Source organism: Enterobacter sp. BIDMC 26, assembly GCF_000534435.1.
In the GTDB taxonomy this organism is placed as follows: Bacteria; Pseudomonadota; Gammaproteobacteria; order Enterobacterales; family Enterobacteriaceae; genus Enterobacter; species Enterobacter ludwigii.
In genome coordinates this window covers 3090496-3117019 of the sequence record NZ_KI973182.1, presented here as the reverse complement: position 1 = coordinate 3117019, position 26524 = coordinate 3090496, and the positions used below count along the sequence as shown (strand labels likewise).

Below are 26524 nucleotides of genomic sequence, written 5' to 3'. Positions count from 1 at the left end.
AATAACGCACAGGAGGGTGTCATGGTTATCTCAAATCAAGAGTTTTCGCGCCGTCGTCAGGCGCTGCTGGCCAATATGCAGCCGGGCAGCGCCGCGCTGATTTTTGCTGCGCCAGAAGTGACGCGCAGCGCCGACAGCGAATACCCCTATCGCCAGAGCAGCGATTTCTGGTACTTCACCGGCTTCAACGAGCCGGAAGCGGTACTGGTGCTGATTAAGAGTAATGACACCCACAACCACAGCGTGATTTTTAACCGCGTACGCGATCTCACTGCCGAAATCTGGTTCGGCCGTCGCTTAGGGCAAGAGGCTGCGCCAGAGAAGCTGGGGGTGGATCGGGCACTGGCATTCAGTGAAATCAACCAGCAGCTCTATCAACTGCTCAATGGCCTGGATGTGCTTTACCACGCGCAGGGCGAGTATGCGTATGCCGATGAGATTGTCTTTACCGCTCTGGATAAGCTGCGCAAAGGTTCGAGGCAGAATCTGTCCGCGCCAGCCACCCTGACGGACTGGCGTCCGGTGGTGCATGAGATGCGTCTGTTCAAATCCCCGGAAGAGCTGGACGTGATGCGCCGCGCGGGTGAAATCAGTGCGCTGGCACACACCCGTGCCATGGAGAAATGCCGCCCGGGAATGTTTGAATACCAGCTGGAAGGGGAGATTCATCACGAATTTAACCGCCACGGCGCGCGTTATCCTTCATACAACACCATTGTCGGCGGCGGTGAAAACGGCTGCATTCTGCACTACACCGAAAACGAAAGTGCGCTGCGCGACGGCGATCTGGTGCTGATTGACGCCGGATGCGAATTCCAGGGGTATGCGGGCGATATCACCCGTACGTTCCCGGTGAACGGTAAATTCACCCCCGCACAGCGCGCGGTGTATGACATCGTCCTCGAATCGCTCGAGACGGCGCTCAGGCTGTACCGTCCAGGCACGTCCATTCAGGAAGTGACCGGCGAAGTGGTGCGCATCATGATCACCGGTCTGGTGAAGCTCGGTATCCTGAAAGGCGACGTGGATACCCTGATTACCGAGAACGCGCATCGTCCGTACTTTATGCACGGCCTGAGCCACTGGCTGGGGCTGGATGTGCATGACGTGGGAGCGTACGGTGCCGATCGTTCCCGCGTGCTGGAGCCAGGCATGGTATTAACCGTTGAGCCGGGGCTGTATATCGCGCCGGATGCCGACGTGCCGGAAGCATACCGTGGGATTGGCATTCGTATCGAAGACGACATCGTCATTACCGAAACCGGCAACGAAAACCTGACCGCCAGCGTCGTGAAAAATGCTGACGATATCGAGGCGCTGATGGCAGCGGCACGCGTATGAGCGTGATTATCGTTGGCGGCGGGATGACCGGAGCCACGCTGGCACTGGCCATCTCGCATTTTACGCAGGGAAAACTGCCGGTGCATCTGGTGGAGGCAGTTGCGCCAGAGGCCTCTGATCACCCCGGTTTTGATGCCCGCGCCATTGCACTGGCGCAGGGTACCTGTCAGCAACTCTCACGCATTGGCATCTGGCAGGCGATAGCCGACTGCGCGACGGCGATTAACACCGTTCACGTCAGCGATCGCGGTCATGCCGGTTTCGTTACCCTGGATGCGCATGATTACCGTATAGATGCGCTGGGCCGGGTCGTGGAGCTGCACGACGTCGGGTTACGCCTGTTCCGCCTGCTTAAGGATGCGCCAGGCGTGACCCTGCATTGCCCGGCGCGTGTGGCCAGCTTTAGCCGCAGTGACGCGTCGGTCAACGTGGTGCTGGATAACGGTACCGTCCTTGAAGGCCAGCTTCTGGTAGCGGCAAACGGTTCGCGCTCTTCGCTCGGCACGCAGTGCGGCGTGGAGTGGCGACAACAGCCCTACGGGCAGGTGGCCGTCATTGCTAACGTTTCGACAGCGGGCGCTCACAACGGCCGCGCTTTTGAGCGTTTTACCCAGCATGGCCCGCTGGCGATGCTGCCCATGTCCCACGATCGCAGTTCGCTGGTGTGGTGCCATCCGCAGGACAACGCGGCTGAGATACAGACCTGGTCTGACGAACGTTTTTGTACCGAGCTGCAAAAAGCCTTTGGCTGGCGGCTGGGACGTATTACCCACGCGGGAAAGCGGAGCGTATACCCGTTGTCGCTGACCACCGCCTCGCAGTCCATCTCCCATCGCATGGCGCTGGTCGGCAATGCTGCGCAGACATTGCATCCCATCGCCGGGCAGGGGTTTAACCTCGGGCTTCGCGACGTGATGAGCCTGGCAGAAACGCTTTCGCAGGCGTGGAGCGAGCAAAAAGACTGTGGTGCCTGGTCGGTGCTCAGCCATTACCAGAAGCGACGCCGGGCAGATAAAGAGGCGACGATTGGTGTGACGGATGGTCTGGTGCACCTGTTTGCCAATCGCTGGGCACCCCTGGTTGCAGGCCGCAATCTTGGGCTGATGGCGATGGAATTATTCATTCCGGCACGTGACGTGCTGGCGCAGCGGACTCTTGGTTGGGTCGCGCGTTAAGGAGTTATCACCGTGCAAAATGTTGATGTCGCCATCGTTGGCGGCGGAATGGTAGGACTGGCGCTGGCCTGTGGTTTACAGGGCAGCGGCCTGCGCGTTGCGGTACTGGAGCAAAACGTGCCTCAGCCTGTCGCGCAGGACGCGCCGCCGGAACTGCGCGTCTCGGCAATCAATGCGGCCAGTGAAAAGTTGCTGACGCACCTTGGCGTCTGGTCAGATATCGTGGCGCAGCGTGCCAGCTGTTATCACGGCATGGAAGTGTGGGACAAAGACAGCTTTGGTCATATCGCGTTTGATGATGAAAGCATGGGCTACAGCCATCTGGGACACATCATCGAAAATGCCGTTATCCACCATGCTCTGTGGCAAAAGGCGCAGTCCTGCAGCGATGTCACGCTGCTGGCACCGGCGCAAATCCAGCAGGTTGCCTGGGGAGAAAACGACGCCTTTATCACCCTGCAAAGCGGTGACATGCTGACCGCGCGACTGGTCGTGGGCGCTGACGGTGCCAACTCCTGGCTGCGTAACAAGGCGGATATTCCGCTGACGTTCTGGGACTATCGCCATCATGCTCTGGTGGCAACGATTCGCACTGAAGAGCCGCACGGTGGGGTGGCGCGCCAAATCTTCCACAATGACGGCATTCTGGCATTCCTGCCGTTGAGCGATCCGCACCTGTGTTCGATTGTCTGGTCTCTGGTTCCTGATAAAGCGCAACAGATGCAGGAGGCGACTCCCGAGGCGTTTAACCAGGCGCTGTGCGTCGCGTTTGATAACCGTCTTGGGCTATGCACCCTTGAGAGCGAGCGGCTGGTGTTCCCGTTAACCGGACGCTATGCGCGTCAGTTTGCGGCGCACCGTCTGGCGCTGGTGGGTGACGCGGCGCATACGATCCATCCGCTGGCCGGGCAGGGCGTGAACCTTGGCTTTATGGACGCGGCAGAGCTGGTTGAAGAGTTGCGTCGCCTGCATCGCGAAGGCAAAGATATCGGCCAGCATCTCTATCTGCGTCGCTACGAACGCAGCCGTAAGCACAGTGCAGCGGTGATGCTGGCAGGCATGCAGGGTTTCCGTGAGCTGTTTGCCGGCGCGAATCCAGCGAAAAAACTGCTGCGCGACCTCGGCCTTAAACTTGCCGATACCCTTCCGGGCGTAAAACCTCAACTCCTTCGCCAGGCGATGGGTCTTAACGACCTGCCGGACTGGCTGCGCTAATATAGACCCCCGTCACACTTTGTTTTCCCGGCCTCTGCGCCGGGGAAATTCGCTCGTTTGAAATAATCTAATTTCACCGCATTTTTCGCATTAGAAAATCTAATCTTACTATTTTTTTGTTACGGAAATTCCGCCCGTTTTTCCGCATGAAATATCACCATCTGCTAAATCCTGTTAGAGCAATGTTAATTTTATGCGGGTTTAATCGCAGTTTGCCAGTGAATAACTCTGTAAGCTTTTTCGTGTTTTTAGGTCATAAGCTAATGTGATGACCCGTTTTACCTTATGGTTAATCGCCGGTTTCGGTGGTAAGTTCAGGTAAAAGAGAACGTTTGCGTCGGGGTCCAGAAAGCGATCGCGGCGCCGGGTTTCGTGGCACTGTTCAGGTGTGCGAAACGCAAGACAGCTCTGCTTATTCAACGAGGAAAAGATGGCTCAACAGACTCCTTTGTACGAACAACACGTGTTATGCGGCGCACGCATGGTGGACTTCCATGGCTGGATGATGCCGCTGCACTACGGCTCGCAGATTGATGAGCACCACGCGGTGCGCACCGATGCCGGTATGTTCGACGTGTCACACATGACGATTGTCGACCTGCATGGCAGCCGCACCCGGGAGTTTTTACGTTATCTGCTGGCAAACGACGTCGCCAAACTGAAGACGCCAGGCAAAGCGCTCTACACCGGCATGCTGAATGCCTCCGGCGGCGTAATTGATGACCTCATCGTCTATTACTTCTCTGAAGATTTCTTCCGCCTCGTTGTAAACTCCGCCACCCGCGAAAAAGACCTCTCCTGGATTACCCAACACGCTGAACCTTACGCCATCGACATCACCGTCCGCGATGATCTGTCGCTGATCGCCGTACAGGGGCCGAACGCGCAGTCTAAAGCCGCCTCTCTGTTCAGCGATGAGCAGCGTAAAGCCACCGACGGCATGAAGCCGTTCTTCGGCGTACAGGCGGGCGATCTGTTTATCGCGACCACCGGCTACACCGGTGAAGCGGGCTATGAAATTGCCATGCCGAATGAGAAAGCCGCCGATTTCTGGCGTGCGCTGGTGGAAGCTGGCGTTAAGCCGGCAGGTCTGGGCGCGCGCGATACGCTGCGTCTGGAAGCCGGTATGAACCTCTACGGGCAAGAGATGGATGAAGGCGTGTCACCGCTGGCGGCCAACATGGGCTGGACCATCGCCTGGGAACCGGCTGACCGTGAGTTTATTGGCCGTGAAGCGCTGGAAATGCAGCGTGAAAAGGGCACTGAACAACTGGTAGGCCTGGTGATGACCGAGAAAGGCGTGCTGCGCGGCGAGCTGCCGGTGCGTTTTACAGATGCTGACGGTAACCCGCGTGAAGGCGTGATCACCAGCGGTACCTTCTCCCCGACGCTGGGCTACAGTATTGCACTGGCGCGTGTTCCGGCGGGCATTGGCGAAACGGCAGTGGTGCAAATCCGCAACCGTGAAATGCCGGTCAACGTGACCAAACCGATTTTTGTTCGCGCCGGTAAGCCGGTCGCCTAATCATTTTTATCAGGAGAACTTCAATGAGCAATGTGCCAGCAGAACTGAAATACAGCAAAGAACACGAGTGGCTGCGCAAAGAGGCGGACGGCACTTACACCGTAGGGATCACCGAGCATGCGCAGGAGCTGCTGGGCGACATGGTGTTTGTTGACCTGCCTGAAGTCGGCGCATCCGTGGAAGCAGGCGATGACTGCGCCGTGGCCGAGTCCGTTAAAGCGGCTTCTGATATCTACGCCCCGGTAAGCGGTGAAATTGTTGCCGTGAACGACGCCCTGAGCGACTCCCCGGAGCTGGTGAACAGCGAGCCTTATGAAGGCGGCTGGATCTTCAAGATCAAAGCCAGCGACGAATCGCAGGTCGCCGCGCTGCTGGATGCCACCGCGTACGAAGCGCTGTTAGAAAACGAGTAAGCCTTAACCCTCTCCCCCTTGGGGGGAGGGTAGGGTGAGGGGAACAGACGACACCCTTACCCCAGCCCTTTCCCTCAGGGAGAGGGAGAAAACACATTCACTGCACGTTTCAGGAACCATCGCTCATGACACAGACTTTAAGCCAGCTTGAAAACCGTGGCGCCTTCATTGAACGTCACATTGGGCCGGATGCTCAGCAACAGCAGGAGATGCTGAAGACAGTTGGCGCGGATTCATTAAATGCACTGATCGGCCAGATTGTGCCAAAAGACATCCAGCTTGCCACGCCGCCTCAGGTGGGTGAAGCCACCACTGAATTCGCCGCTCTGGCGGAGCTGAAGGCAATTGCCGGCCTGAACAAGCGCTATAAGTCTTATATTGGCATGGGCTACACCAACGTGCAGTTACCTCCGGTTATTCTGCGTAATATGCTGGAAAACCCGGGCTGGTACACCGCCTACACCCCGTATCAGCCAGAAGTTTCTCAGGGCCGTCTGGAAGCGCTGCTGAACTTCCAGCAGGTTACGCTGGATTTGACCGGCCTGGATATCGCGTCCGCTTCACTGCTGGATGAAGCCACCGCCGCCGCCGAAGCAATGGCAATGGCGAAGCGCGTGAGCAAACTGAAAAATGCCAACCGCTTCTTCGTGGCAGCGGACGTGCATCCGCAAACGCTTGATGTGGTTCGTACCCGTGCCGAAACCTTTGGTTTTGACGTGATTGTCGACGACGCCGACAAAGTCCTCGATCATCAGGATGTGTTTGGCGTGCTGCTGCAACAGGTCGGCACCACCGGTGACGTTCACGACTACAGCGCACTGATTGCTGAGCTGAAAGCCCGCAAAGTGGTTGTCAGCGTCGCGGCTGATTTTATGGCGCTGGTCCTGCTGACGGCTCCAGGTAAACAGGGCGCGGACATTGTTTTCGGTTCTGCACAACGCTTTGGTGTCCCGATGGGCTACGGTGGCCCACATGCGGCGTTCTTTGCCGCAAAAGATGAATTCAAACGTTCTATGCCTGGCCGTATCATCGGCGTTTCAAAAGATGCCGCCGGTAACACCGCGCTGCGCATGGCAATGCAGACTCGCGAGCAGCATATTCGTCGCGAGAAAGCGAACTCCAACATCTGTACCTCGCAGGTCCTGCTGGCCAATATCGCCAGCCTGTACGCTGTCTTCCACGGTCCGGTTGGCCTGAAACGCATTGCCAGCCGTATTCACCGTCTGGCGGATATTCTGGCCTGCGGTCTGCAGCAGAAAGGCCTGAAACTGCGCCACGCCCATTACTTTGACACGCTGTGCGTTGAAGTGGCTGACAAAGCCGCGGTGCTGGCTCGTGCTGACGCGGCAGAGATCAACCTGCGTAGCGACATCCATAACGCGGTAGGCATTACCCTGGATGAAAGCACTACCCGCGAAGATATCGTAAACCTGTTTAACGTCTTGCTGGGCGATGTGCACGGCCTGGATATTGATACGCTCGATAAAGATGTCGCGCTCGACAGCCGCTCTATCCAGGAAAGCATGCTGCGTGATGATGCGATCCTGACTCACCCTGTGTTCAATCGCTACCACAGCGAAACCGAGATGATGCGCTATATGCACTCTCTGGAGCGCAAAGACCTGGCGCTGAACCAGGCGATGATCCCGCTGGGCTCCTGCACCATGAAGCTGAACGCTGCGGCAGAGATGATCCCAATCACCTGGCCTGAATTTTCCGAACTGCACCCGTTCTGCCCACCAGAGCAGGCGGAAGGTTACCATCTGATGATCAACCAGCTCTCCGACTGGCTGGTGAAGCTGACCGGTTACGATGCACTCTGCATGCAGCCAAACTCCGGGGCGCAGGGGGAATACGCGGGCCTGCTGGCAATTCGTCACTATCACGAAAGCCGCAATGAAGGGCATCGCGATATCTGCCTGATCCCAAGTTCTGCGCACGGCACCAACCCGGCGTCTGCCCAGATGGCGGGTATGGAAGTGGTGGTGGTGGCCTGCGACAAGAATGGCAACATTGACCTGGCCGATCTGCGTGCGAAAGCCGAGCAGGCGGGCGAAAAACTCTCCTGCATCATGGTGACCTACCCGTCCACCCACGGTGTGTACGAAGAGACCATCCGTGAAGTATGTGAAGTGGTCCATCAGTTCGGCGGTCAGGTTTATCTCGACGGTGCGAACATGAACGCACAGGTTGGCATTACCTCTCCGGGCTTTATCGGCGCGGATGTGTCGCACCTGAACCTGCACAAAACCTTCTGCATTCCGCACGGCGGTGGTGGTCCGGGTATGGGCCCAATCGGTGTGAAAGCACACCTGGCGCCGTTTGTCCCAGGCCACAGCGTAGTGCAGATTGAAGGCATGTTGACCCGTCAGGGCGCGGTCTCTGCGGCACCGTTCGGTAGCGCCTCAATCCTGCCCATCAGCTGGATGTATATCCGCATGATGGGCGCGGAAGGGCTGAAGCAGGCAAGCCAGGTGGCTATCCTCAATGCTAACTACATCGCAACGCGTCTGAAAGAAGCGTATCCGGTGCTCTACACGGGCCGTGATGGTCGCGTGGCGCACGAGTGCATCCTCGATATCCGTCCTTTGAAAGAAGAGACAGGTATCAGCGAACTGGATATTGCTAAGCGTCTGATTGACTACGGATTCCATGCGCCAACCATGTCGTTCCCGGTGGCGGGTACGCTGATGGTTGAACCCACCGAGTCTGAAAGCAAAGTTGAGCTGGACCGCTTTATTGACGCGATGCTGGCTATCCGCGCTGAAATCGACCGCGTGAAAGCCGGTGAGTGGACGCTGGCTGATAACCCGCTGGTTAACGCACCGCACACCCAGAATGAGCTGGTCTCCGGGTGGGAGCACGATTATACCCGTGAGCAGGCGGTGTTCCCGGCTGGCATAGCAAACAAATACTGGCCGACCGTGAAACGTCTCGATGACGTCTACGGTGACCGTAATCTGTTCTGCTCTTGTGTGCCAATGAGCGAATACCAGTAATCGTTCCACGGTTATAATGTGTACAGGCCGGGTCAGCGTTAACGCTACCCGGCTTTTTTTATAAGGAGACATAGATGGCAATTGCACTGGTCACCGGCGCCAGCCGCGGTATTGGTAAAGCCACCGCGCTGCAGCTGGCGCGCGAAGGCTACACCGTGGCGGTGAACTATCACCACAACATTAAAGCCGCGACGGACGTGATCACGATGATTACCGACGCGGGGGGGACTGCGTTTGCCGTGCGCGCAGATATCAGTGATGAAGCTCAGGTGCTGGCAATGTTCGACAGTATCGATCGTGAAGCCGGACCGCTTACCGCACTGGTGAACAACGCCGGGATCCTGTTTGAACAATCCACGATTGAACACCTCTCCGCTGAACGGATCAACCGCGTGTTAGCCACGAACGTGACCGGTTATTTCCTCTGCTGCCGCGAAGCGGTAAAACGCATGTCGTTCAGACATGGTGGCAAAGGCGGCGCGATCGTGAACGTGTCATCCGCGGCATCGCGCCTCGGTGCTCCGGGTGAATATGTGGATTACGCCGCGTCCAAAGGTGCTGTTGATTCGTTGACGACGGGATTGTCGCTGGAAGTGGCAGCGCAAGGGATCCGCGTAAACTGCGTACGTCCCGGGCTGATTTACACCGAGATTCATGCATCTGGCGGTGAGCCGGGCCGGGTGGATAGGGTCAAATCCATGCTGCCTATGCAGCGTGGCGGTCAGCCAGAAGAGGTGGCGCAGGCGATTGTCTGGCTGCTGAGCGAGAAAGCCTCGTATGTGACGGGAAGTTTTATTGAACTGGCGGGTGGGAAATAAACATCTCCTCTCCCCGTCGGGGAGAGGAGAAAAGCGTTAAAGCGTCTCGCCGTTGCTGGCAATCACGTCTTTGTACCAGTTAAAGCTCTTTTTCCGCGAGCGTGACATATCGCCGGTACCGTCGTCGTGCTTGTTCACATAAATAAAGCCGTAGCGCTTGCTGTACTGGCCGGTAGTGAACGACACGCAGTCGATGCAGCCCCACGGGGTATAACCCATCAGATCCACGCCATCATACGTGACGGCTTTCATCATCTCTTCCACGTGCGCACGCAGGTAGTCGATGCGGTAGTCATCGTTGATGCTGCCGTCTTCTTCTACTTTGTCGTAGGCGCCAAAGCCGTTTTCCACGATAAACAGCGGTTTCTGATAACGCTCGTACAGTTCGCACAGGGAATAGCGCAGACCCACCGGGTCAATCTGCCAGCCCCAGTCAGAGGCTTTCACATGCGGGTTCGGTACGCTGCCTTCAAAGCCTGAGATAGCATCGCCAGTACCGCCTTCCGCTTTCACGGCGTTGGTCATGTAATAGCTGAAGCCCAGATAGTCACAGGTGCCTTCACGCAGGATCTGCTCGTCACCAGCTTCCATATGGATGGTGAAGCCACGGCGTTCCCATTCATTAAGCACATAGGATGGGTAGTAACCGCGCAGCTGGACATCGGTAAAGACATAGCGTTCACGCATGGATTCCTGTGCAAACATCACGTCCTCTGGTTTACAGGAGAACGGATAGAGCGCCACCATTGCCAGCATACAACCGACTTTCATTTCCGGGTTAATACGACGCGCCGCTTTCACCGCCAGCGCGCTGGCAACGAACTGGTGGTGCAGCACCTGGTACATGGTCTCTTCCGGATTGTCATGCTCGGTATAAACCACGCCTGAGCAGCAGTAGCCAAACAGCGGCGCACGCCAGTTACGCTGGTTGTTGATCTCGTTAAAGGTCATCCAGTATTTGACCTTATTTTTGTAACGCTCAAACACCACTTCCGCGAAGCGCACAAAGAAATCCACCACTTTACGGTTGGTCCAGCCGCCGTACTCCTGCACCAGGTGGAGCGGCATTTCGAAGTGGGAGAGGGTGATGACCGGTTCAATATTGTATTTCAGCAGCTCATCGAACATGTCGTCGTAGAACTTCAGGCCTTCTTCATTCGGCTGTGTTTCATCTCCTTTCGGGAAGATGCGCGTCCAGGCGATAGAGGTGCGGAAACATTTGAAGCCCATCTCAGCAAACAGCTTGATGTCTTCTTTGTAATGGCCATGGAAGTCGATAGCTTCGTGGTTCGGATAGTATTTCCCCGGCACGACTTCCTGCGTGATTTCGCGCGGCACGCCGTGCGCACCGCCCGTTAAGACATCGCAGATGCTCGGCCCTTTACCGCCTTTGTTCCAGCCGCCTTCAACCTGGTGAGCGGCCACTGCACCGCCCCATAAAAAGTCTTTTGGTAGGGTAAGTTTTTTCATCGCTGCTATTCTCAGTAAATGACATATTGCGTTCGAGTCTAGCAAAGCGGAATTAAATGTCACGATATAACAATTCGCTGAAAATGTAATTTGTCACATCGAAAAAACAGGGTGTTTTATTCTGTCAGTTTCTTCGCCAGTTTCCGGCCAAGCGATTCGAGAATATAGATGACGGGTATTTGTGTGGTGATATCGTACACGCCGCCTATCCGCATCTGAGGGACATGCCAGGAGAGGTTAAAGTCCGCGAGCTTTGCCAGGCGCGAGTGCTCGTGGCTGGTAATGGAGAGCACTTTGCAGCGATGCAGGCTAAACTGGCTGGCAAAGCGCAGGATCTCTTCGGTTTCACCGGATACCGACAGCACAATCGCCAGCGCGTTTTTAGCCATATCATTGGTGACCGGGAAATAAGGATCGTCGATGTGGTTGCTGAATTTACCGATATTCGAAAAGAAGCGTGCGCCATATTTTGCCAGCGAGCCAGACGTGCCCGCGCCGACAAATATAATACGTTCGGAAGATAAAATAATATCGACCGCCTCATCTAATAAAGCATCGAACTCTTCGTTATTAACGCCTTTAAAGAAGCTGATAATTTCGCTGGCACCAAAATTTGCCTGCTGGGGTTCGTTCTGCTCTAAATAGAGCTTAAAGCGCACGCGGAATTCAGAGTAGCCTTCGCAGTTGAGTTTGCGGCAAAAGCGCAGGATAGTGGTCGTTGAGACGCCAGCCGCATCCGCCAGCTCGCGGATGGTCATGTACATGACTTTGTCACGATTTTTAATGACATAGTTGTAGACCATCATTTCCAGATTATTGAGACTGGCAATGGCGGCGTGGGTGAACATACTCACAATGGCGAAACTCTCATTCAGACATCATTTATCCATCATAACATGCAGCAAGTCGGCAGGATCCAATTTTATGCCCTTGATTCTTAATGATTAAATTTTAATGTGAACAAATGTTAGGTGAATAATTTGTTTATGTTCATGATTTATAGATAAAAATTATGTTTGTGAAATTATTTTAGCTAACAGGTGTTCACTGGAATCATTCTCAGTTAGCATAGACAGGTGATGAATATTCATCGTTAGTTTTCCCGGAGTTTTGTATGGTGAGCAGACCATTAATTGCACAGGGATATTCGCTGGCTGAGGAAATAGCCAACAGTATTAGCCACGGTATTGGCCTGGTTTTTGGGATTGTCGGTTTAGTGTTATTGCTGGTGCAGGCGGTGGATACGAATGCCAGCGCAATGGCCATCACCAGCTACAGTCTGTATGGCGGGAGTATGATCCTGCTGTTCCTGGCGTCGACACTGTACCACGCTATCCCGCATCAACGGGCCAAGATCTGGCTCAAGAAATTCGACCACTGCGCTATCTATCTTCTTATTGCAGGGACCTACACGCCTTTCCTGCTGGTGGGTCTTAACTCGCCGCTGTCGCGTGGCCTGATGATTGTTATCTGGAGCCTGGCGCTGCTGGGGATCCTGTTTAAGCTGACCATTGCGCACCGGTTTAAGGTGCTGTCGCTGGTGACCTATCTCACGATGGGCTGGCTTTCGCTGATTGTGGTTTATCAACTGGCGATCAAGCTGGCGGTAGGGGGCGTGACGCTTCTGGCCGTTGGGGGCATCGTCTACTCGCTGGGCGTCATTTTCTATGTCTGCAAGCGTATCCCGTACAATCATGCTATCTGGCATGGGTTTGTGCTGGGCGGTAGCGTGTGCCACTTTTTAGCGATTTATCTCTATGTGGGGCAGGTTTAATTTCAGAACGTTGATCTTCTTGCCTCCGCCCTCTCTTCGTGAGAGTAAGCAAAAAAAACGGTAACCGTCAGGTTACCGTTTTTTTATCTCGTCGCCGGGCAATGACGCCTTACTCTTCCAGCGAATACGGCAGTGGCTCAATGCTCAGTGTATTGGCATCGTCACGCACGCGGAACACGCTGTCGGCTTCCATATCGTTGTTCATGACGGCCTGAACCAGAAGGCGGCCATCATCCAGTTGAACTGCGGCTAACACCGTGCCGGTACGGCGCCAGTTCTCGCCCATCTTCAGCTCTAAATCTTCACCAGCGTCAGGCACGCGGCTGGCGTGGCCCGCCAGGGTCCACAGTGCGCGTTTGTTGGCTCCGCGGAATTTGGCGCGTGCCACCATCTCCTGGCCGGTATAGCACCCTTTCTTAAAGCTAATGCCACCCAGCGCCTGCAGGTTGGTGGCCTGAGGAATGAACTGCCCGCTGTTTGCGGCGTCAATCACCGGCAGACCGGCTTCAATGTTCAGCGCCAGCCACTGTTGGCTGTTATTAAACTGGGCTTCACCGCGCAGCGCCTCGGTGACGCGTTCGGCGGTCGCGGTATCCGTGACTAACAGAAAGCGTTCCGCCGGGTGTTCAAACCACAGGATAGACGTTGCGCCTTCGCTGACGACCTGTTTCTGGGCATCCGGGAGCTCACTGAACAGATTTTTCAGCGCCGCACGGGCCTGGAAGCCTGCCACGCCCAGCAGAACGTGTTCATCATCCGCGGCGATAGTGACTTTTGAGAAGACCGCGTATTTTTTCAGCTCGGTGAGCTGCGCGTCGCGCAGGTTGCGGCGCTCAATAAAGGCAAAACCCTCCTGACGACGGAAAAGGCGCAGGTTGCTCCACATCTTCCCTTTTGGATCGCAGTGTGCGACCAGCAGATGCTGGTGTTCGTCCATCTGGCTGACGTCGGCGGTTACCTGGCCCTGCAGGTATTTTTCGCTGTCTGCACCGGTGAGTGTCGCCAGCGCCCAGTCATCAAGAGTAATAAGCGTCAGCGGCAGACGCGCAGAGGCGGCGGGCTGGCGAGGAGAAAATGGTGTAAAGGCCATAACGATATCCTGAATTGCTTAACGCTTTGATAATGCCTAATGGTAAAAGAGCCTGCTGGCATTGCAAGCGCTTTCAACAGGCCATTTGTGCCATAACCCGGTTATGCGTAGCGCCACGCAAAATAGTGTAATCCGCTGTCTTTATAGGGTTTATTGTGGAAGCGCGCTCGTGGTTCGCAATATTCCAGTAAAGAAACGGTCAAAAACACGTTACACTAGCTGGTGTCCCCGCAGAGAAATCAAGAACACTGGACGGGGTGCCGACTGTGCCAAACGTAATGCAGGAAACAGAACATGGATATTAACAACAAGGCCCGTATTCACTGGGCGTGCCGTCGCGGCATGCGTGAACTTGATATTTCCATCATGCCTTTCTTCGAATATGAGTATGACAGCTTAAGCGATGATGATAAGCGTCTGTTTGTTCGCCTGCTTGAGTCTGACGATCCTGATTTATTTAACTGGCTGATGAATCACGGCAAACCCGCCGACACCGAGTTGCAACGGATGGTGCAATTAATTCAAACACGGAATCAGGAACGTGGTCCTGTGGCAATCTGACCTTCGCGTCTCGTGGCGCTCGCAGTGGATGTCGTTGTTGCTCCACGGCCTGGTCGCGGCCTTTGTGTTACTGATGCCGTGGCCGCTTAGCTATACGCCTCTGTGGCTGCTGTTGCTGTCGTTTGTGGTGTTTGACAGCGTGCGCAGCCAGCGCCGCATTCATGCCCGTCAGGGGGAGATCAAATTACTGATGGATTCCCGCCTGCGCTGGCAGGGAAAAGAGTGGGAAATTCTCGGTATGCCCTGGATGATCGCTTCCGGCATGATGCTGCGGCTACGTAGCGTGGACAGCGGGCGTCGCCAGCATCTGTGGCTGGCTGCGGACAGTATGGATAGCGCTGAGTGGCGGGACCTGCGTCGGATGTTATTACAGCAGCTGACGCAGGAGTAATTCGCGTTAGCTAAACTGTTCTGCCATTTCGCCCAGAATCTGCTCACACCAGCTTTGCAGGCGCTCATCGCTGAGATCGTACTGGTTGGTTTCATCCAGTGCCAGCCCGACAAACAGCTGCCCATCGGCAATAATCGGTTTCTTACTGGTGAACTCGTACCCTTCGGTTGGCCAGTAACCGATAAACGTGACGCCCTTCGGTGCCAGTTTGTCGTGCAGCATGCCAAGTGCGTCCAGGAACCACTCACCGTAACCCAGCTGATCTCCCATGCCGTACATGGCAATGATTTTGCCGTCGAGGTTAAGCGTATCAAGCTGGTCCCAGATGGCTTCCCAGTCTTCCTGTATTTCGCCGAAATCCCAGGTCGGGATGCCGAGGATCAGCACGTCGTACTGCTCCATCAGCGTAAGCGCGTCATCTTTCAGGTTATGCAACGTCACCAGTTCCGGGCCAATGATGTCCCGAATTTTCTCTGCCGCCATTTCGGTGTAGCAGGTGCTGGAACCATAGAACAGACCAATATTCATCGCGTGACTATCTCAATTCTTGCTTTGACTTTGCGCGTAGTGTACCAGAAACCGGTAGCAATCAGGCATAATGGCCTGACTGCAGAATCAAAGGGGCTGATGTGGAAAAGGATCTCGCACTCATCGAACAGTTTCTCGATGCACTGTGGCTGGAGAAGAACCTGGCCGAGAATACGCTCAGTGCCTACCGGCGCGATCTCACCATGCTGGTGGAGTGGCTGGCGCACCGTGGGCTGTCGCTGGCGAACGCCCAAAGCGACGACCTGCAGGCGCTGCTGGGCGAGCGGATGGAAGGGGGCTACAAGGCCACCAGTTCCGCACGTTTGCTCAGCGCAATGCGTCGGCTGTTCCAGCATCTCAACCGTGAAAAAATTCGCGAAGACGATCCCAGTGCGCTCCTGGCCTCCCCGAAACTCCCGCAGCGGCTGCCGAAAGATCTCAGCGAAGCACAAGTTGAGAGATTATTACAGTCACCCGCAGTTGACCTGCCGCTGGAGTTACGCGATAAAGCCATGCTTGAGCTATTGTATGCTACCGGTTTGCGTGTTTCTGAACTGGTCGGCCTGACGATGAGCGACATTAGCCTTCGTCAGGGCGTGGTTCGCGTAATCGGTAAAGGAAACAAGGAAAGGCTGGTGCCGCTGGGTGAAGAGGCGGTGTACTGGCTGGAAACGTATCTGGATCACGGTCGTCCATGGTTGCTTAATGGCGCTTCAATCGACGTCTTGTTCCCCAGCCAGCGCGCACAACAGATGACGCGGCAAACGTTCTGGCATCGCATCAAACATTACGCCACACTGGCGGGTATCGACAGTGAAAAGCTTTCGCCACACGTTTTGCGTCATGCCTTTGCGACGCATCTGCTGAACCATGGCGCCGACCTGCGCGTGGTGCAGATGCTGCTGGGACACAGCGATCTTTCCACGACCCAAATTTATACCCATGTCGCGACGGAACGGCTGCGGCAGCTACACCAACAGCACCACCCACGAGCGTGAGTGCCGACGAATTAGGATCTTATATGAAAAAGTCTTTCGCGCTGTTCACCCTGCTGGCAGCCTCATTTACCGGTTTTGCCCATGCGGATGACGCCGCTATCAAACAGTCTCTGGCGAAGCTTGGCGTCACCAGCAGTGATATCCAGTCTGCACCGGTTGCCGGCATGAAAACGGTTCTGACGAACAGCGGCGTGCTGTACGTGACCGAAGACGGAAAACACATTATTCAGGGGCCAATGTACGACGTGAGCGGTGCACAGCCGGTCAACGTAACCAACCAGCTGTTGATGAAAAACCTGAACGCGCTCGAAAAAGAGATGATCGTTTATAAAGCGGCGCAGGAAAAACACGTCATTACCGTCTTCACCGACATCACCTGTGGCTACTGCCATAAGCTGCATGAAGAGATGAAAGATTACAACGCGCTGGGGATCACCGTGCGTTATCTGGCCTTCCCGCGCGCGGGCGTTGAGAGCAAGCCAGAGCAGGATATGAAAGCTATCTGGTGTGCGAAAGACCGCAACAAAGCCTTTGATGACGCGATGAATGGCAAAGGCGTGCAGCCTGCATCCTGCGACATTGATATCGCTAACCACTACGCGCTGGGTGTGCAGTTTGGCGTGAACGGTACGCCAGCGATTGTCCTGAGCAATGGCTATGTTGTTCCGGGTTATCAGGGACCTAAAGAGATGAAAGAGTTCCTCGACGCGCACCAGAAACAGTTTGGTGGTAAATAATTCGCGTGAAAGCCCCAATAAAACTGCGCCGCCGCGAGGCGGTTGAACATGCTGATTTGCCTGACGACCTCCCGCCGCTGTTAAAGCGGCTTTACGCCAGCCGTGGCGTGCGTACCGCTGCCGACCTTGAGCGCAGCGTTAAAGGGATGTTGCCATGGCAGCAGTTAAACGGCATCGAAAAAGCCACAGAAATTCTCTACAACGCGCTGTGTGAAGGTACGCGCATTGTGGTGGTGGGGGATTTTGATGCTGATGGCGCAACCAGTACCGCGCTGAGCGTGCTGAGCCTGCGCGCGCTGGGCTGCGACAACGTGACATATCTGGTGCCGAACCGGTTTGAAGATGGTTACGGCCTCAGCCCGGAAGTGGTCGATCAGGCCCATGCCCGCGGCGCACAGCTTATCCTGACCGTAGACAACGGGATCTCTTCCCATGCGGGCGTCGATCATGCGCATCAGCTGGGGATCCCGGTGCTGGTTACCGATCACCACCTGCCGGGTGAAACGCTGCCTGCCGCGGAAGCGATCATCAACCCGAACCTGCGCGACTGCGATTTCCCGTCGAAATCACTCGCAGGCGTCGGCGTGGCATTTTATCTGATGCTGGCGTTACGCACGCTGCTGCGTGATAAGGGCTGGTTCGACGCCCGCGGTATTGCCGTGCCGAACCTGGCCGAGTATCTCGACCTGGTCGCACTGGGGACCGTCGCAGACGTGGTGCCGCTCGATACCAATAACCGTATTCTGACCTGGCAGGGCTTAAGCCGCATCCGGGCGGGCAAATGCCGTCCCGGTATCAAAGCGCTGCTTGAGATTGCTAACCGCGATCCGCTCAAGCTGGCGGCAAGCGATCTGGGCTTCGCCCTGGGGCCTCGCCTGAACGCGGCCGGCAGACTGGACGACATGTCCGTTGGCGTCGCGTTGCTGCTGTGCGACAACATTGGTGAAGCGCGCGTGCTGGCTAATGAGCTGGACGCCCTGAACCAGACCCGTAAAGAGATTGAACAGGGAATGCAGGTTGAAGCGCTGACCCTGTGCGAAAAACTGGAACGCAGCGGCGATACGCTGCCGGGTGGCCTGGCGATGTATCACCCTGAGTGGCATCAGGGCGTGGTGGGCATTCTGGCTTCGCGTATTAAAGAGCGTTTCCACCGCCCGGTCATTGCGTTTGCACCGGCTGGTGATGGCACCCTCAAAGGCTCCGGGCGTTCGATTCAGGGGCTGCACATGCGCGATGCGCTGGAGCGTCTGGATACCCTCTACCCGGGTCTGATGCTCAAGTTCGGCGGCCATGCCATGGCGGCAGGTTTGTCGCTGGAAGAGGCGAAGTTCGACGAGTTCCAGCGTCTGTTCGGCGAGCTGGTCACCGACTGGATTGACCCGGCCCTGCTGCAGGGCGAAGTGGTTTCCGATGGCGAACTCACGGCGGTTGAGATGACGATGGAAGTGGCACAGATGCTCCGGGATGCAGGGCCGTGGGGGCAGATGTTCCCGGAACCCCTGTTCGATGGCCGCTTCCGTCTGCTGCAACAGCGCATTGTTGGTGAGCGCCATCTTAAAGTGATGGTCGAGCCTGTAGGCGGTGGCCCGCTGCTGGACGGTATTGCCTTTAACGTCGATACCGCTGTCTGGCCGGACAACGGCGTGCGCGAAGTTGAGCTGGCTTACAAACTGGATATAAACGAGTTCCGCGGTAACCGCACCCTTCAGATCATCATCGACAATATCTGGCCAATTTAGCGGCAGTAATCTCTATAAAAAAGGGCGTGGATTCGGTACAATCCCGCTCTTATCACCGCATTTTGACAAGTCCATAAAAGAAAACAGACCATGTTTGAAATTAATCCGGTAAAAAACCGTATTCAGGACCTCACGGAGCGCTCTGACGTTCTTAGGGGGTATCTTTGACTACGATGCCAAGAAAGAGCGTCTTGAAGAAGTAAACGCCGAGCTGGAACAGCCGGACGTCTGGAACGAACCTGAACGCGCGCAGGCGCTGGGTAAAGAGCGTTCCTCTCTCGAAGCTATCGTAGATACGCTGGATCAAATGGCTCAGGGGCTGGAAGATGTTTCCGGTTTACTGGAGCTGGCCGTCGAAGCTGACGACGAAGAAACCTTTAACGAAGCCGTGGCTGAACTCGACGTGCTCGAAGAGAAGCTGGCACAGCTTGAATTCCGTCGCATGTTCTCCGGTGAATACGATAACGCTGACTGCTATCTCGATATTCAGGCAGGTTCTGGCGGTACCGAAGCCCAGGACTGGGCCAGCATGCTGATGCGCATGTATCTGCGCTGGGCGGAAGCCCGCGGCTTCAAAACCGAAATCATCGAAGAGTCTGAAGGTGAAGTGGCCGGTATTAAATCTGTCACCATCAAGATTATTGGCGATTACGCCTACGGCTGGCTGCGTACCGAGACGGGGGTTCACCGCCTGGTGCGTAAGAGCCCGTTCGACTCCGGCGGCCGTCGTCACACCTCCTTCAGCTCCGCGTTTGTCTATCCGGAAGTTGACGAAGATATCGATATCGACATCAACCCGGCGGATCTGCGTATCGACGTTTACCGCGCATCCGGCGCGGGTGGTCAGCACGTTAACCGTACGGAATCTGCGGTGCGTATCACCCACATTCCAACCGGGCTGGTGACGCAATGCCAGAACGACCGTTCCCAGCATAAGAACAAAGACCAGGCCATGAAGCAGATGAAAGCGAAGCTTTATGAGCTGGAGATGCAGAAGAAAAATGCTGAGAAACAGGCGATGGAAGATAACAAATCTGACATCGGTTGGGGCAGCCAGATCCGTTCTTACGTCCTTGATGACTCCCGCATCAAAGACCTGCGTACCGGGGTTGAAACCCGTAACACGCAGGCGGTGCTGGACGGCAGCCTGGACCAATTTATCGAAGCAAGTTTGAAAGCAGGGTTATGAGGAACCAACATGTCTGAACAACAAGCACAGGGCGCTGACGCGGTAGTCGATCTTAATAACGAACTGAAAACCCGCCGCGAGAAGCTGGCAGCACTGCGCGAGCAGGGCGTGCCGTTCCCGAACGATTTTCGTCGTGACCATACCTCAGACCAACTGCACGCTGACTTCGACGGTAAAGAGAACGAAGAGCTGGAAGCGCTGAACATCGAAGTGGCCGTTGCTGGCCGCATGATGACCCGTCGTATCATGGGTAAAGCCTCCTTCGTGACGCTGCAGGACGTTGGCGGCCGTATTCAGCTGTACGTCTCCCGTGACGACCTGCCGGAAGGCATCTACAACGAGCAGTTCAAGAAGTGGGACCTGGGCGATATCCTGGGGGCGAAAGGTAAGCTGTTCAAAACCAAGACCGGTGAGCTGTCTATCCATTGCACCGAACTGCGTCTGCTGACCAAAGCCCTGCGCCCGCTGCCGGACAAATTCCATGGCCTGCAGGATCAGGAAGCGCGCTACCGTCAGCGTTACCTGGATCTCATCTCCAACGATGAATCCCGTAAGACCTTCAAGATTCGCTCTCAGATCATGGCCGGTATCCGTCAGTTCATGGTTAACCGCGACTTTATGGAAGTGGAAACCCCAATGATGCAGGTGATCCCAGGCGGTGCGTCTGCACGTCCGTTCATCACCCATCACAACGCCCTCGATCTGGACATGTACCTGCGTATCGCGCCGGAACTGTACCTGAAGCGTCTGGTCGTCGGTGGTTTTGACCGCGTGTTCGAAATCAACCGTAACTTCCGTAACGAAGGCATCTCCGTGCGTCATAACCCAGAGTTCACCATGATGGAACTCTATATGGCGTATGCGGATTATAAAGATCTGATCGAGCTGACCGAATCACTGTTCCGTACCCTGGCGCAGGACATTCTGGGCACCACTAAAGTGCCTTACGGTGAAGAAGTCTTCGACTTCGGCAAGCCGTTTGAAAAACTGACCATGCGCGAAGCGATCATGAAATACCGTCCAGAAACCAACATGGCCGATCTGGATAACTTCGACTCTGCGAAAGCGATCGCGGAAAGCATCGGTATCAACGTTGAGAAGAGCTGGGGTCTGGGCCGTATCGTGACCGAGATCTTCGAAGAAGTGGCCGAAGCGCACCTGATTCAGCCGACCTTCATCACCGAATACCCGGCAGAAGTTTCTCCGCTGGCGCGTCGTAATGATATGAACCCGGAAATCACTGACCGCTTTGAGTTCTTCATCGGTGGCCGCGAAATCGGCAACGGCTTTAGCGAGCTGAACGATGCAGAAGATCAGGCTCAGCGCTTCCAGGATCAGGTTAACGCGAAAGCGGCGGGCGATGACGAAGCGATGTTCTTCGACGAAGACTATGTGACTGCACTGGAGCACGGTCTGCCACCAACCGCAGGTCTGGGGATTGGTATCGACCGTATGGTTATGCTGTTCACTAACAGCCACACCATCCGTGATGTGATCCTGTTCCCGGCGATGCGCCCGGTGAAATAAGCCGTTAAGACAGTAAAAAAAGCCCCGAAAGGGGCTTTTTTATTGCGCCGCGAAGGCCCTGAGCGCATCGCGGGCGACCGTCGCTTCCTGCACCATCCACGGGCTAAAGCTCCAGGGGGCAGCGTCCAGTGCGCGGAACAACGCTTCCAGCTCGACCCATTCATACTCCATCACTTCATCGTGATTAATATGCAGTTCGCTGGTGACGCGTGCTGCGAATACCGGGCAAATCTCGTTCTCCACGATCCCCGAAGGATCGGCTTCACGATAACGGAACTCAGAGGCGATGGGAGTGATATTGGCGATCTCCGCGCCAACCTCAAAGCGGCAACGGCGGATGATAGCCTGTTCCGTCTTTTCACCAGACTGAGGATGTCCACAAACGGAGTTGGTCCAGACGCCTGGCCAGGCTTTTTTGCTTAAGGCGCGTCGGGTAACCAGACACTCACCTCTGGCGTTAAAAAGCCACGATGAGAAAGCCAGGTGCAGCGGGGTGTGGGCGGTGTGCGCGGCGTACTTTTCCTGAGTGCCAATCACCATTCCCTGGTCATTTACCAAAATAACGTGTTCTTGAATACTCATTGATGCTCCAGTGCCAACGATGCGGATGGCTCTGCACCATCAGCAGCTGCATTATACTGCATTCCTCCATGCGCCGTTTGCTCTCAAGAGCGGAAAAGGGCTGACCCATATCAGTCTGGGCTGGTATCATAGTGCGCCATTCACGCTGACCGAGGATCTGTTTTGTTTGCAGGAAGCCTGACGAGAAATCCCATTACCGCCGTTTTTTGTCTGACGCTGACGCTATTACTGGCAGGCTGTTCAGGAAGCAAGTCGTCGGATATGGGCAGCTATTCCGGTGCGGTCTATACCGTTAAGCGCGGGGATACGCTGTATCGGATTTCGCGCGCAACGGGGACCAGCGTGAAGGATCTGGCGCGTCTGAATAACATCTCTCCACCCTACACCATCGAGGTGGGGCAGAAACTGAAGGTTAACGGTGGCGCGTCTTCAACGAAGAAATCCTCTAAAGGCAAAACAGCTAAAGTGACACCGTCTTACGCGGTGCCGCAGTCCTCATGGCCTCCGGTCGGCCAGCGTTGTTGGGTCTGGCCTGCCAGCGGCAAAGTCGTGTTGCCTTACTCCTTGTCTGAGGGGGGCAATAAAGGCATTGATATCGCTGCTGCGCGCGGCACGCCAGTCTATGCATCAGGGGCAGGGAAGGTGGTCTACGTCGGCAACCAGCTGCGCGGTTACGGTAACCTGATCATGATTAAACATGGGGAAGATTACATCACTGCCTATGCCCACAACGATACGATGCTGGTGAACAACGGGCAGAATGTGAAGGCTGGGCAGAAGATTGCCACCATGGGCAGTACCGGCACGGACTCGGTGAAGTTACACTTCCAGATCCGCTATCGCGCCACAGCCATCGATCCGCAGCGTTATCTTCCGGCGCCAGGCAGTAAGCCAAAGTGCTAAGTGATTATATAATCGCCATTTAGTTGCAAAGAGGCTTGTATGAAGAGGCGTAAGGTCTATAATGCCTTACGCACCTCAAAGCGGGCGTAGTTCAATGGTAGAACGAGAGCTTCCCAAGCTCTATACGAGGGTTCGATTCCCTTCGCCCGCTCCAGTCTTCTGATAAATCAAAAAGTTATGATTTATCAGCTAGTTACGTCGCCCCGCTTTAGCAGGTACAACTTAAACTACCCATTGTTCTACGCCCGCACCTGTCGCGTGATTGGTCTGTGGTACAAGGGAGCATATCATCACGCTGGCGGTGGTTCCAAGTTCTTACCGCGACAGTACAACAACGAACAAAAAGCCGCATACCTGGCATAACTCCCGAACAGATTGATCACACGCATTTAAGCCCGATGTGTGGCCCTACGAGCTACGTAAACAGGTGAATAGTGGTAATGCTCCGGTAGCTACAGATCCGGCTCTGCCAGCGCTTCGCTCACGCTCCGAAAGGTACACGAGCACCCTGATAAGGTGTGATCTCTCTGAACATTGATGTAGTCGCCTAACGGCTCCGCTTGTTGCTTGTACCACTAACGGGGCTTTATGGCTTCTATTGTCTGAAATCTGATACATTGCACAAACATCATGTGGATTGCTGTAAAGTTCATCAGTATGATTGCTTGCACAATCAGCGATTGGGAAAGCACTTCTGGAAGATAAGGGACGAGACGATATGAAAGTGACTGATGAGGCGCTGTTACGTTCAGGATTTACACCATCGGATTTGCAGAAAATAAAAAACAACGTTGAAAGCTATGGTGGAACGTTGGGGGAAGCGATTCAGGATCTGGCTAATCGATTCAGGGTTGTTTTATGGATAACATCGGCATGTCTGATGGTTTTTATCCTTTTAGTGTTGTTTACTGCGAAAGAAACCGTCGTGGGTGGTGGGATATCAATTCTGATCGCAATAGTCATCGTTGCATTTATTCAGCCGCCAGTCCTTTCTTACAAATCCTGGCGGTTCTGGAGAAAATTCAGAGGCTAATGGCTCGCTGTGTCAGTAGAAAGCAGGTCAAAAATTACTTTGGCCTTAAGTCCATAACCTACTATTTTCATTGTTAATTTGGGACGGCTCATCGTGTCGACCTTGCGATAAAAATCACGGGGCATCCATTTAAATAGCCTCCATGCTTCGGGTCTTCTGGCTAATCCAAAGATGCTATATACACTTGCAGTTAACGTAATAGCGTTATAAATCGCAAGTCCTGTTTCAGGCTTGAAACCCATAAACTGGGCCGCTTCCATAGCACCATCAGCCACAAATCCCTCTGTGTGATATTGTTTTCCATATATAGCAGGGATGATTTCTTTTGACAGACCGTTAATGCCATCTGTTACAAGGATGGCCCCTGCCAGCATACCTAAAGGTGTCATCGTAGCGACCATCAACGCACCGCCAGCAATTGCTATTCCAGAAACCACAATGTGAATAGCTGAAATCATGTAGCCGACGATTTTATTATTTTCCTTAACAAACTCGACCTTCGCGTAAAGCTGTGCGGACTTGGTTCTTAACAGACGTTCTTGTTCTTGTAGATTATCTGTTTCAGCACGCAGATTTTTGATGCATACAATGCATTCTTCATCGGTTTTAGCTCGTCGTGCTGTTTCAAATTCTTTCTCTACAACCTGTTTTATCTCTTCAACAAACTTGATACGAGTTATCCCATCTTGCAAATAGAATGCTGACAGCCGGTTTGCTGTTTCGACGAGTTTCCGGGCTTCAAGATTCACCATGGTATCTGACCATGTTCTGTTCCAGCCCCTGTTGAGCAGTGCGATATCCATAAAGACTCCTTCCCAAATTGGGTCTGGTCATTTTACGTGCAATAAGGTCGAAGACAACAGGAAATACTTTCACAACCCACCCCCCGTGGGTGTCCCGTACCTTTATCCTCCCATTTTACATTCTCCTGCTGAAAATATCCCCGGCTCTGTTGGACCGCTGCTAGACGTGACAGGCCAGCAGTAAATAATTCCTTGTCTTCTTGCTGAAATATCGGACATCCCAGCCACATCTGTTCAGATAGATAATTTGTTAAAAAATAGGTCTATTTAACATAATGTACGTTATACGACTAACCGGATCGGCACTCATTGTCTAATCAGGCTGTATGCCTTATTTAGGAAGGTTTTCTCGTGAAAAGGCGATCAAAGTGAGTGCATAAACACTGCATAAAAGAGGGGTGTTTTTGCATAGCCTTTTTACAGAGTCTGATGCTTGTTTTCTGATGTTTTCCCACAATAAAGGGTTGTATAGGCTCAGTATTATTTCATGCGTGTGCAGAGCGGCCTGCGGCACAATAACAGATACATTCAACCGGTTTCACTACCAGACAACCCACCAACAACAGGCGAAATTCTCCCGCCCTAGCAGGTCACCGATGCGTACCTTTTCCACACAATTGTGAACTGCTCAACCAATAGCCCCATATGCTCCACCAGAATCCCGTAACGGGGATTTCTAGCTAAACTGCGTACCGATAATCCACGACGTCCCACAGCGCACTACAGGCGGCTCAATGCATCCAAAAATAGACGGATTTTCAGAAGGTTGTGAAAAAAATTTATTTTTTCGATATGGGAGGGCGGATCGGTGATGGTGTTTAGCTACAATATGGCTGGCAGATCTGCCGAGGCCCTGCCACTACTGGCTTCGTTATGTATCCGATACCATAACGATCACCATTCCCCACAGGCGAGCCAGTGACAACAGACAGGATTTTCTATCAATTAACCGCAATTTATGGGTATTTAAATCCTATTATTTCCCGCCGAAAATCCAACCTATGACTGCACCGATCACCGCAGAGCGGGTCTCACCTGCTGCACTTTTGAGGACGTTAATAATGGTATCACCTGAAGTCGGGGCTTTCTGAGTAAGGACGCTTACACCAAGTGGGGTTAACTAGGCAGCGTAGTCCATATCTGTTGAGGTGGCCAAATTCAGTAAACCACTACAGACAGATATACGAGCACACCTGATAAGGTGTGACCCTCAGACAATCTGATGAAGTCGCTACGCTCCGCTTGTTACTTGTACCACTAACGGGGCTTTATGGCTTCTATTGTCCAAAATCTGTTAGTTGCGCATTTTATGCACCCTGGATACCCTGAGATTAATCCTATTAACTCAAGGGTGAGCATGGCTATCGGGAAGAGACAGAATCAAAAAGAATTACCTGAAGAAGAGTTGGATCGCTTGCTGGATGATCTTGAACTCACACAGGAGCAACGAGAGTTTATAGAATCCATGCGGCAAAATAACGAGAATAAAAACAACGAGGAGTAGTGTTTATAGCGGGGATCTGTGAAGGGGGCAGCCGTAGCTGCTAATCTTCATCTTTCTAAACAAAATGGGCTAAACTCTTTATTTGAGCTTTTTTCAAATACGCATCAGGCCTATTATAGAGTAAATTCTCCGCATCCTTATTTATCCAATGCTCATTCTATTAATCCTATAAGCAGAAATTTTTTAACCTAGATCGTTAAGCATTTTGG

General features: G+C 54.2%; 24 protein-coding genes and 1 tRNA gene. 19 read left to right on the top strand and 6 right to left on the bottom strand.

Annotated elements, in window-relative coordinates; all coding sequences use genetic code 11:
- Positions 1 to 21 precede the first annotated feature (21 nt).
- The 7 genes from pepP to L462_RS08790 all read left to right on the top strand — a co-directional run bounded on the left by pepP (position 22) and on the right by L462_RS08790 (position 9486).
- Complete coding sequence (gene pepP, locus L462_RS08760) at positions 22 to 1341, top strand: Xaa-Pro aminopeptidase (protein WP_032678929.1); 1320 nt, start codon at positions 22 to 24, stop codon at positions 1339 to 1341.
- The gene (gene ubiH, locus L462_RS08765; protein WP_032678928.1) at positions 1338 to 2516 is read left to right on the top strand and encodes a 2-octaprenyl-6-methoxyphenyl hydroxylase; all 1179 of its coding nucleotides are present in this window, start codon (positions 1338 to 1340) and stop codon (positions 2514 to 2516) included. The genes pepP and ubiH overlap by 4 nt, the downstream gene beginning before the upstream one ends.
- A gap of 12 nt (positions 2517 to 2528) precedes the next feature.
- Positions 2529 to 3731, top strand: a complete 1203-nt coding sequence (ubiI, locus tag L462_RS08770; RefSeq protein ID WP_032678927.1) for an FAD-dependent 2-octaprenylphenol hydroxylase — start codon at positions 2529 to 2531, stop codon at positions 3729 to 3731.
- Between the two features lie 430 nt (positions 3732 to 4161).
- Positions 4162 to 5256 (top strand): glycine cleavage system aminomethyltransferase GcvT, encoded by a 1095-nt coding sequence (gene gcvT / locus L462_RS08775; RefSeq protein WP_020883724.1) that lies wholly within the window; start codon positions 4162 to 4164, stop codon positions 5254 to 5256.
- A 23-nt stretch (positions 5257 to 5279) separates the two neighbouring features.
- On the top strand, positions 5280 to 5669 hold the full coding sequence (gene gcvH / locus L462_RS08780; protein ID WP_014171522.1) for a glycine cleavage system protein GcvH: 390 nt from the start codon (positions 5280 to 5282) through the stop codon (positions 5667 to 5669).
- Between the two features lie 125 nt (positions 5670 to 5794).
- Positions 5795 to 8668: an aminomethyl-transferring glycine dehydrogenase gene (gene gcvP / locus L462_RS08785; RefSeq protein ID WP_032678926.1), complete on the top strand. Its 2874-nt coding sequence runs from the start codon at positions 5795 to 5797 to the stop codon at positions 8666 to 8668.
- A 74-nt stretch (positions 8669 to 8742) separates the two neighbouring features.
- Positions 8743 to 9486, top strand: coding sequence for an SDR family oxidoreductase (locus L462_RS08790; protein WP_025203278.1), 744 nt, complete (start codon positions 8743 to 8745; stop codon positions 9484 to 9486).
- A gap of 36 nt (positions 9487 to 9522) precedes the next feature.
- On the opposite strand, the gene bglA is transcribed toward L462_RS08790, so the two are convergent.
- Both bglA and L462_RS08800 read right to left on the bottom strand, forming a co-directional pair.
- Positions 9523 to 10956, bottom strand: coding sequence for a 6-phospho-beta-glucosidase BglA (gene bglA / locus L462_RS08795; RefSeq protein ID WP_032678925.1), 1434 nt, complete (start codon positions 10954 to 10956; stop codon positions 9523 to 9525).
- A gap of 116 nt (positions 10957 to 11072) precedes the next feature.
- Positions 11073 to 11804: a MurR/RpiR family transcriptional regulator gene (locus L462_RS08800; RefSeq protein WP_020883729.1), complete on the bottom strand. Its 732-nt coding sequence runs from the start codon at positions 11802 to 11804 to the stop codon at positions 11073 to 11075.
- A gap of 266 nt (positions 11805 to 12070) precedes the next feature.
- Between L462_RS08800 and L462_RS08805 the strand changes: the two genes are divergently transcribed.
- A complete protein-coding gene (locus L462_RS08805) occupies positions 12071 to 12730 on the top strand; it encodes a PAQR family membrane homeostasis protein TrhA (RefSeq protein WP_014171517.1) in 660 nt (219 codons plus the stop codon).
- Positions 12731 to 12839: 109 nt separating this feature from the next.
- Here the strand turns inward: L462_RS08805 and ygfZ are convergent, their stop codons facing one another.
- Positions 12840 to 13820, bottom strand: coding sequence for a tRNA-modifying protein YgfZ (ygfZ, locus tag L462_RS08810; protein ID WP_032678924.1), 981 nt, complete (start codon positions 13818 to 13820; stop codon positions 12840 to 12842).
- Positions 13821 to 14114: 294 nt separating this feature from the next.
- Here ygfZ and sdhE point away from each other — a divergent pair, with 294 nt between their 5' ends.
- Both sdhE and L462_RS08820 read left to right on the top strand, forming a co-directional pair.
- Complete coding sequence (gene sdhE, locus L462_RS08815; protein ID WP_003863437.1) at positions 14115 to 14381, top strand: FAD assembly factor SdhE; 267 nt, start codon at positions 14115 to 14117, stop codon at positions 14379 to 14381.
- Positions 14362 to 14772, top strand: coding sequence for a protein YgfX (locus tag L462_RS08820; RefSeq protein WP_014171514.1), 411 nt, complete (start codon positions 14362 to 14364; stop codon positions 14770 to 14772). Before sdhE ends, L462_RS08820 begins: the two co-directional genes overlap by 20 nt.
- A 6-nt stretch (positions 14773 to 14778) precedes the next feature.
- Here L462_RS08820 and fldB read toward each other — a convergent pair whose 3' ends face one another.
- The gene (gene fldB, locus L462_RS08825) at positions 14779 to 15300 is read right to left on the bottom strand and encodes a flavodoxin FldB (protein ID WP_014171513.1); all 522 of its coding nucleotides are present in this window, start codon (positions 15298 to 15300) and stop codon (positions 14779 to 14781) included.
- 101 nt (positions 15301 to 15401) lie between these two features.
- Here fldB and xerD point away from each other — a divergent pair, with 101 nt between their 5' ends.
- The 5 genes from xerD to lysS all read left to right on the top strand — a co-directional run bounded on the left by xerD (position 15402) and on the right by lysS (position 21490).
- Entirely contained in the window at positions 15402 to 16298 is an 897-nt protein-coding gene (xerD, locus tag L462_RS08830; protein ID WP_032678923.1) for a site-specific tyrosine recombinase XerD, read from the top strand.
- Between the two features lie 23 nt (positions 16299 to 16321).
- The gene (gene dsbC / locus L462_RS08835; protein WP_020883731.1) at positions 16322 to 17035 is read left to right on the top strand and encodes a bifunctional protein-disulfide isomerase/oxidoreductase DsbC; all 714 of its coding nucleotides are present in this window, start codon (positions 16322 to 16324) and stop codon (positions 17033 to 17035) included.
- A gap of 5 nt (positions 17036 to 17040) precedes the next feature.
- Positions 17041 to 18774 (top strand): single-stranded-DNA-specific exonuclease RecJ, encoded by a 1734-nt coding sequence (gene recJ / locus L462_RS08840; RefSeq protein ID WP_032678922.1) that lies wholly within the window; start codon positions 17041 to 17043, stop codon positions 18772 to 18774.
- Positions 18775 to 18864: 90 nt separating this feature from the next.
- Positions 18865 to 19963 (top strand): peptide chain release factor 2 gene (gene prfB, locus L462_RS08845; protein WP_104440355.1). Its coding sequence is split into 2 segments (ribosomal slippage): positions 18865 to 18939 and positions 18941 to 19963, totalling 1098 coding nucleotides; the frame shifts between segments, so codons are not numbered across the junction.
- Between the two features lie 9 nt (positions 19964 to 19972).
- The gene (gene lysS, locus L462_RS08850) at positions 19973 to 21490 is read left to right on the top strand and encodes a lysine--tRNA ligase (protein ID WP_020883733.1); all 1518 of its coding nucleotides are present in this window, start codon (positions 19973 to 19975) and stop codon (positions 21488 to 21490) included.
- A gap of 39 nt (positions 21491 to 21529) precedes the next feature.
- Here the strand turns inward: lysS and idi are convergent, their stop codons facing one another.
- Positions 21530 to 22072, bottom strand: a complete 543-nt coding sequence (gene idi / locus L462_RS08855; RefSeq protein ID WP_020883734.1) for an isopentenyl-diphosphate Delta-isomerase — start codon at positions 22070 to 22072, stop codon at positions 21530 to 21532.
- A gap of 162 nt (positions 22073 to 22234) precedes the next feature.
- Between idi and actS the strand changes: the two genes are divergently transcribed.
- The 3 genes from actS (at position 22235) to L462_RS08870 (ending at position 24008) form a co-directional block, all read left to right on the top strand.
- Positions 22235 to 22975 carry an amidase activator ActS gene (actS, locus tag L462_RS08860; protein ID WP_014171504.1) on the top strand — a complete coding sequence of 247 codons (741 nt, stop codon included), beginning with the start codon at positions 22235 to 22237 and terminating at the stop codon, positions 22973 to 22975.
- A gap of 80 nt (positions 22976 to 23055) precedes the next feature.
- Positions 23056 to 23129: transfer RNA gene (locus L462_RS08865), tRNA-Gly, on the top strand.
- A gap of 564 nt (positions 23130 to 23693) precedes the next feature.
- Complete coding sequence (locus tag L462_RS08870; protein ID WP_032678921.1) at positions 23694 to 24008, top strand: hypothetical protein; 315 nt, start codon at positions 23694 to 23696, stop codon at positions 24006 to 24008.
- On the opposite strand, the gene L462_RS08875 is transcribed toward L462_RS08870, so the two are convergent.
- Positions 24005 to 24811, bottom strand: a complete 807-nt coding sequence (locus tag L462_RS08875; protein WP_032678920.1) for a DUF4225 domain-containing protein — start codon at positions 24809 to 24811, stop codon at positions 24005 to 24007. The two genes, L462_RS08870 and L462_RS08875, sit on opposite strands and share 4 nt — an antisense overlap.
- A gap of 1270 nt (positions 24812 to 26081) precedes the next feature.
- Here L462_RS08875 and L462_RS24910 point away from each other — a divergent pair.
- Complete coding sequence (locus L462_RS24910) at positions 26082 to 26315, top strand: hypothetical protein (RefSeq protein ID WP_081308099.1); 234 nt, start codon at positions 26082 to 26084, stop codon at positions 26313 to 26315.
- The last annotated feature ends 209 nt before the right edge of the window (positions 26316 to 26524 follow it).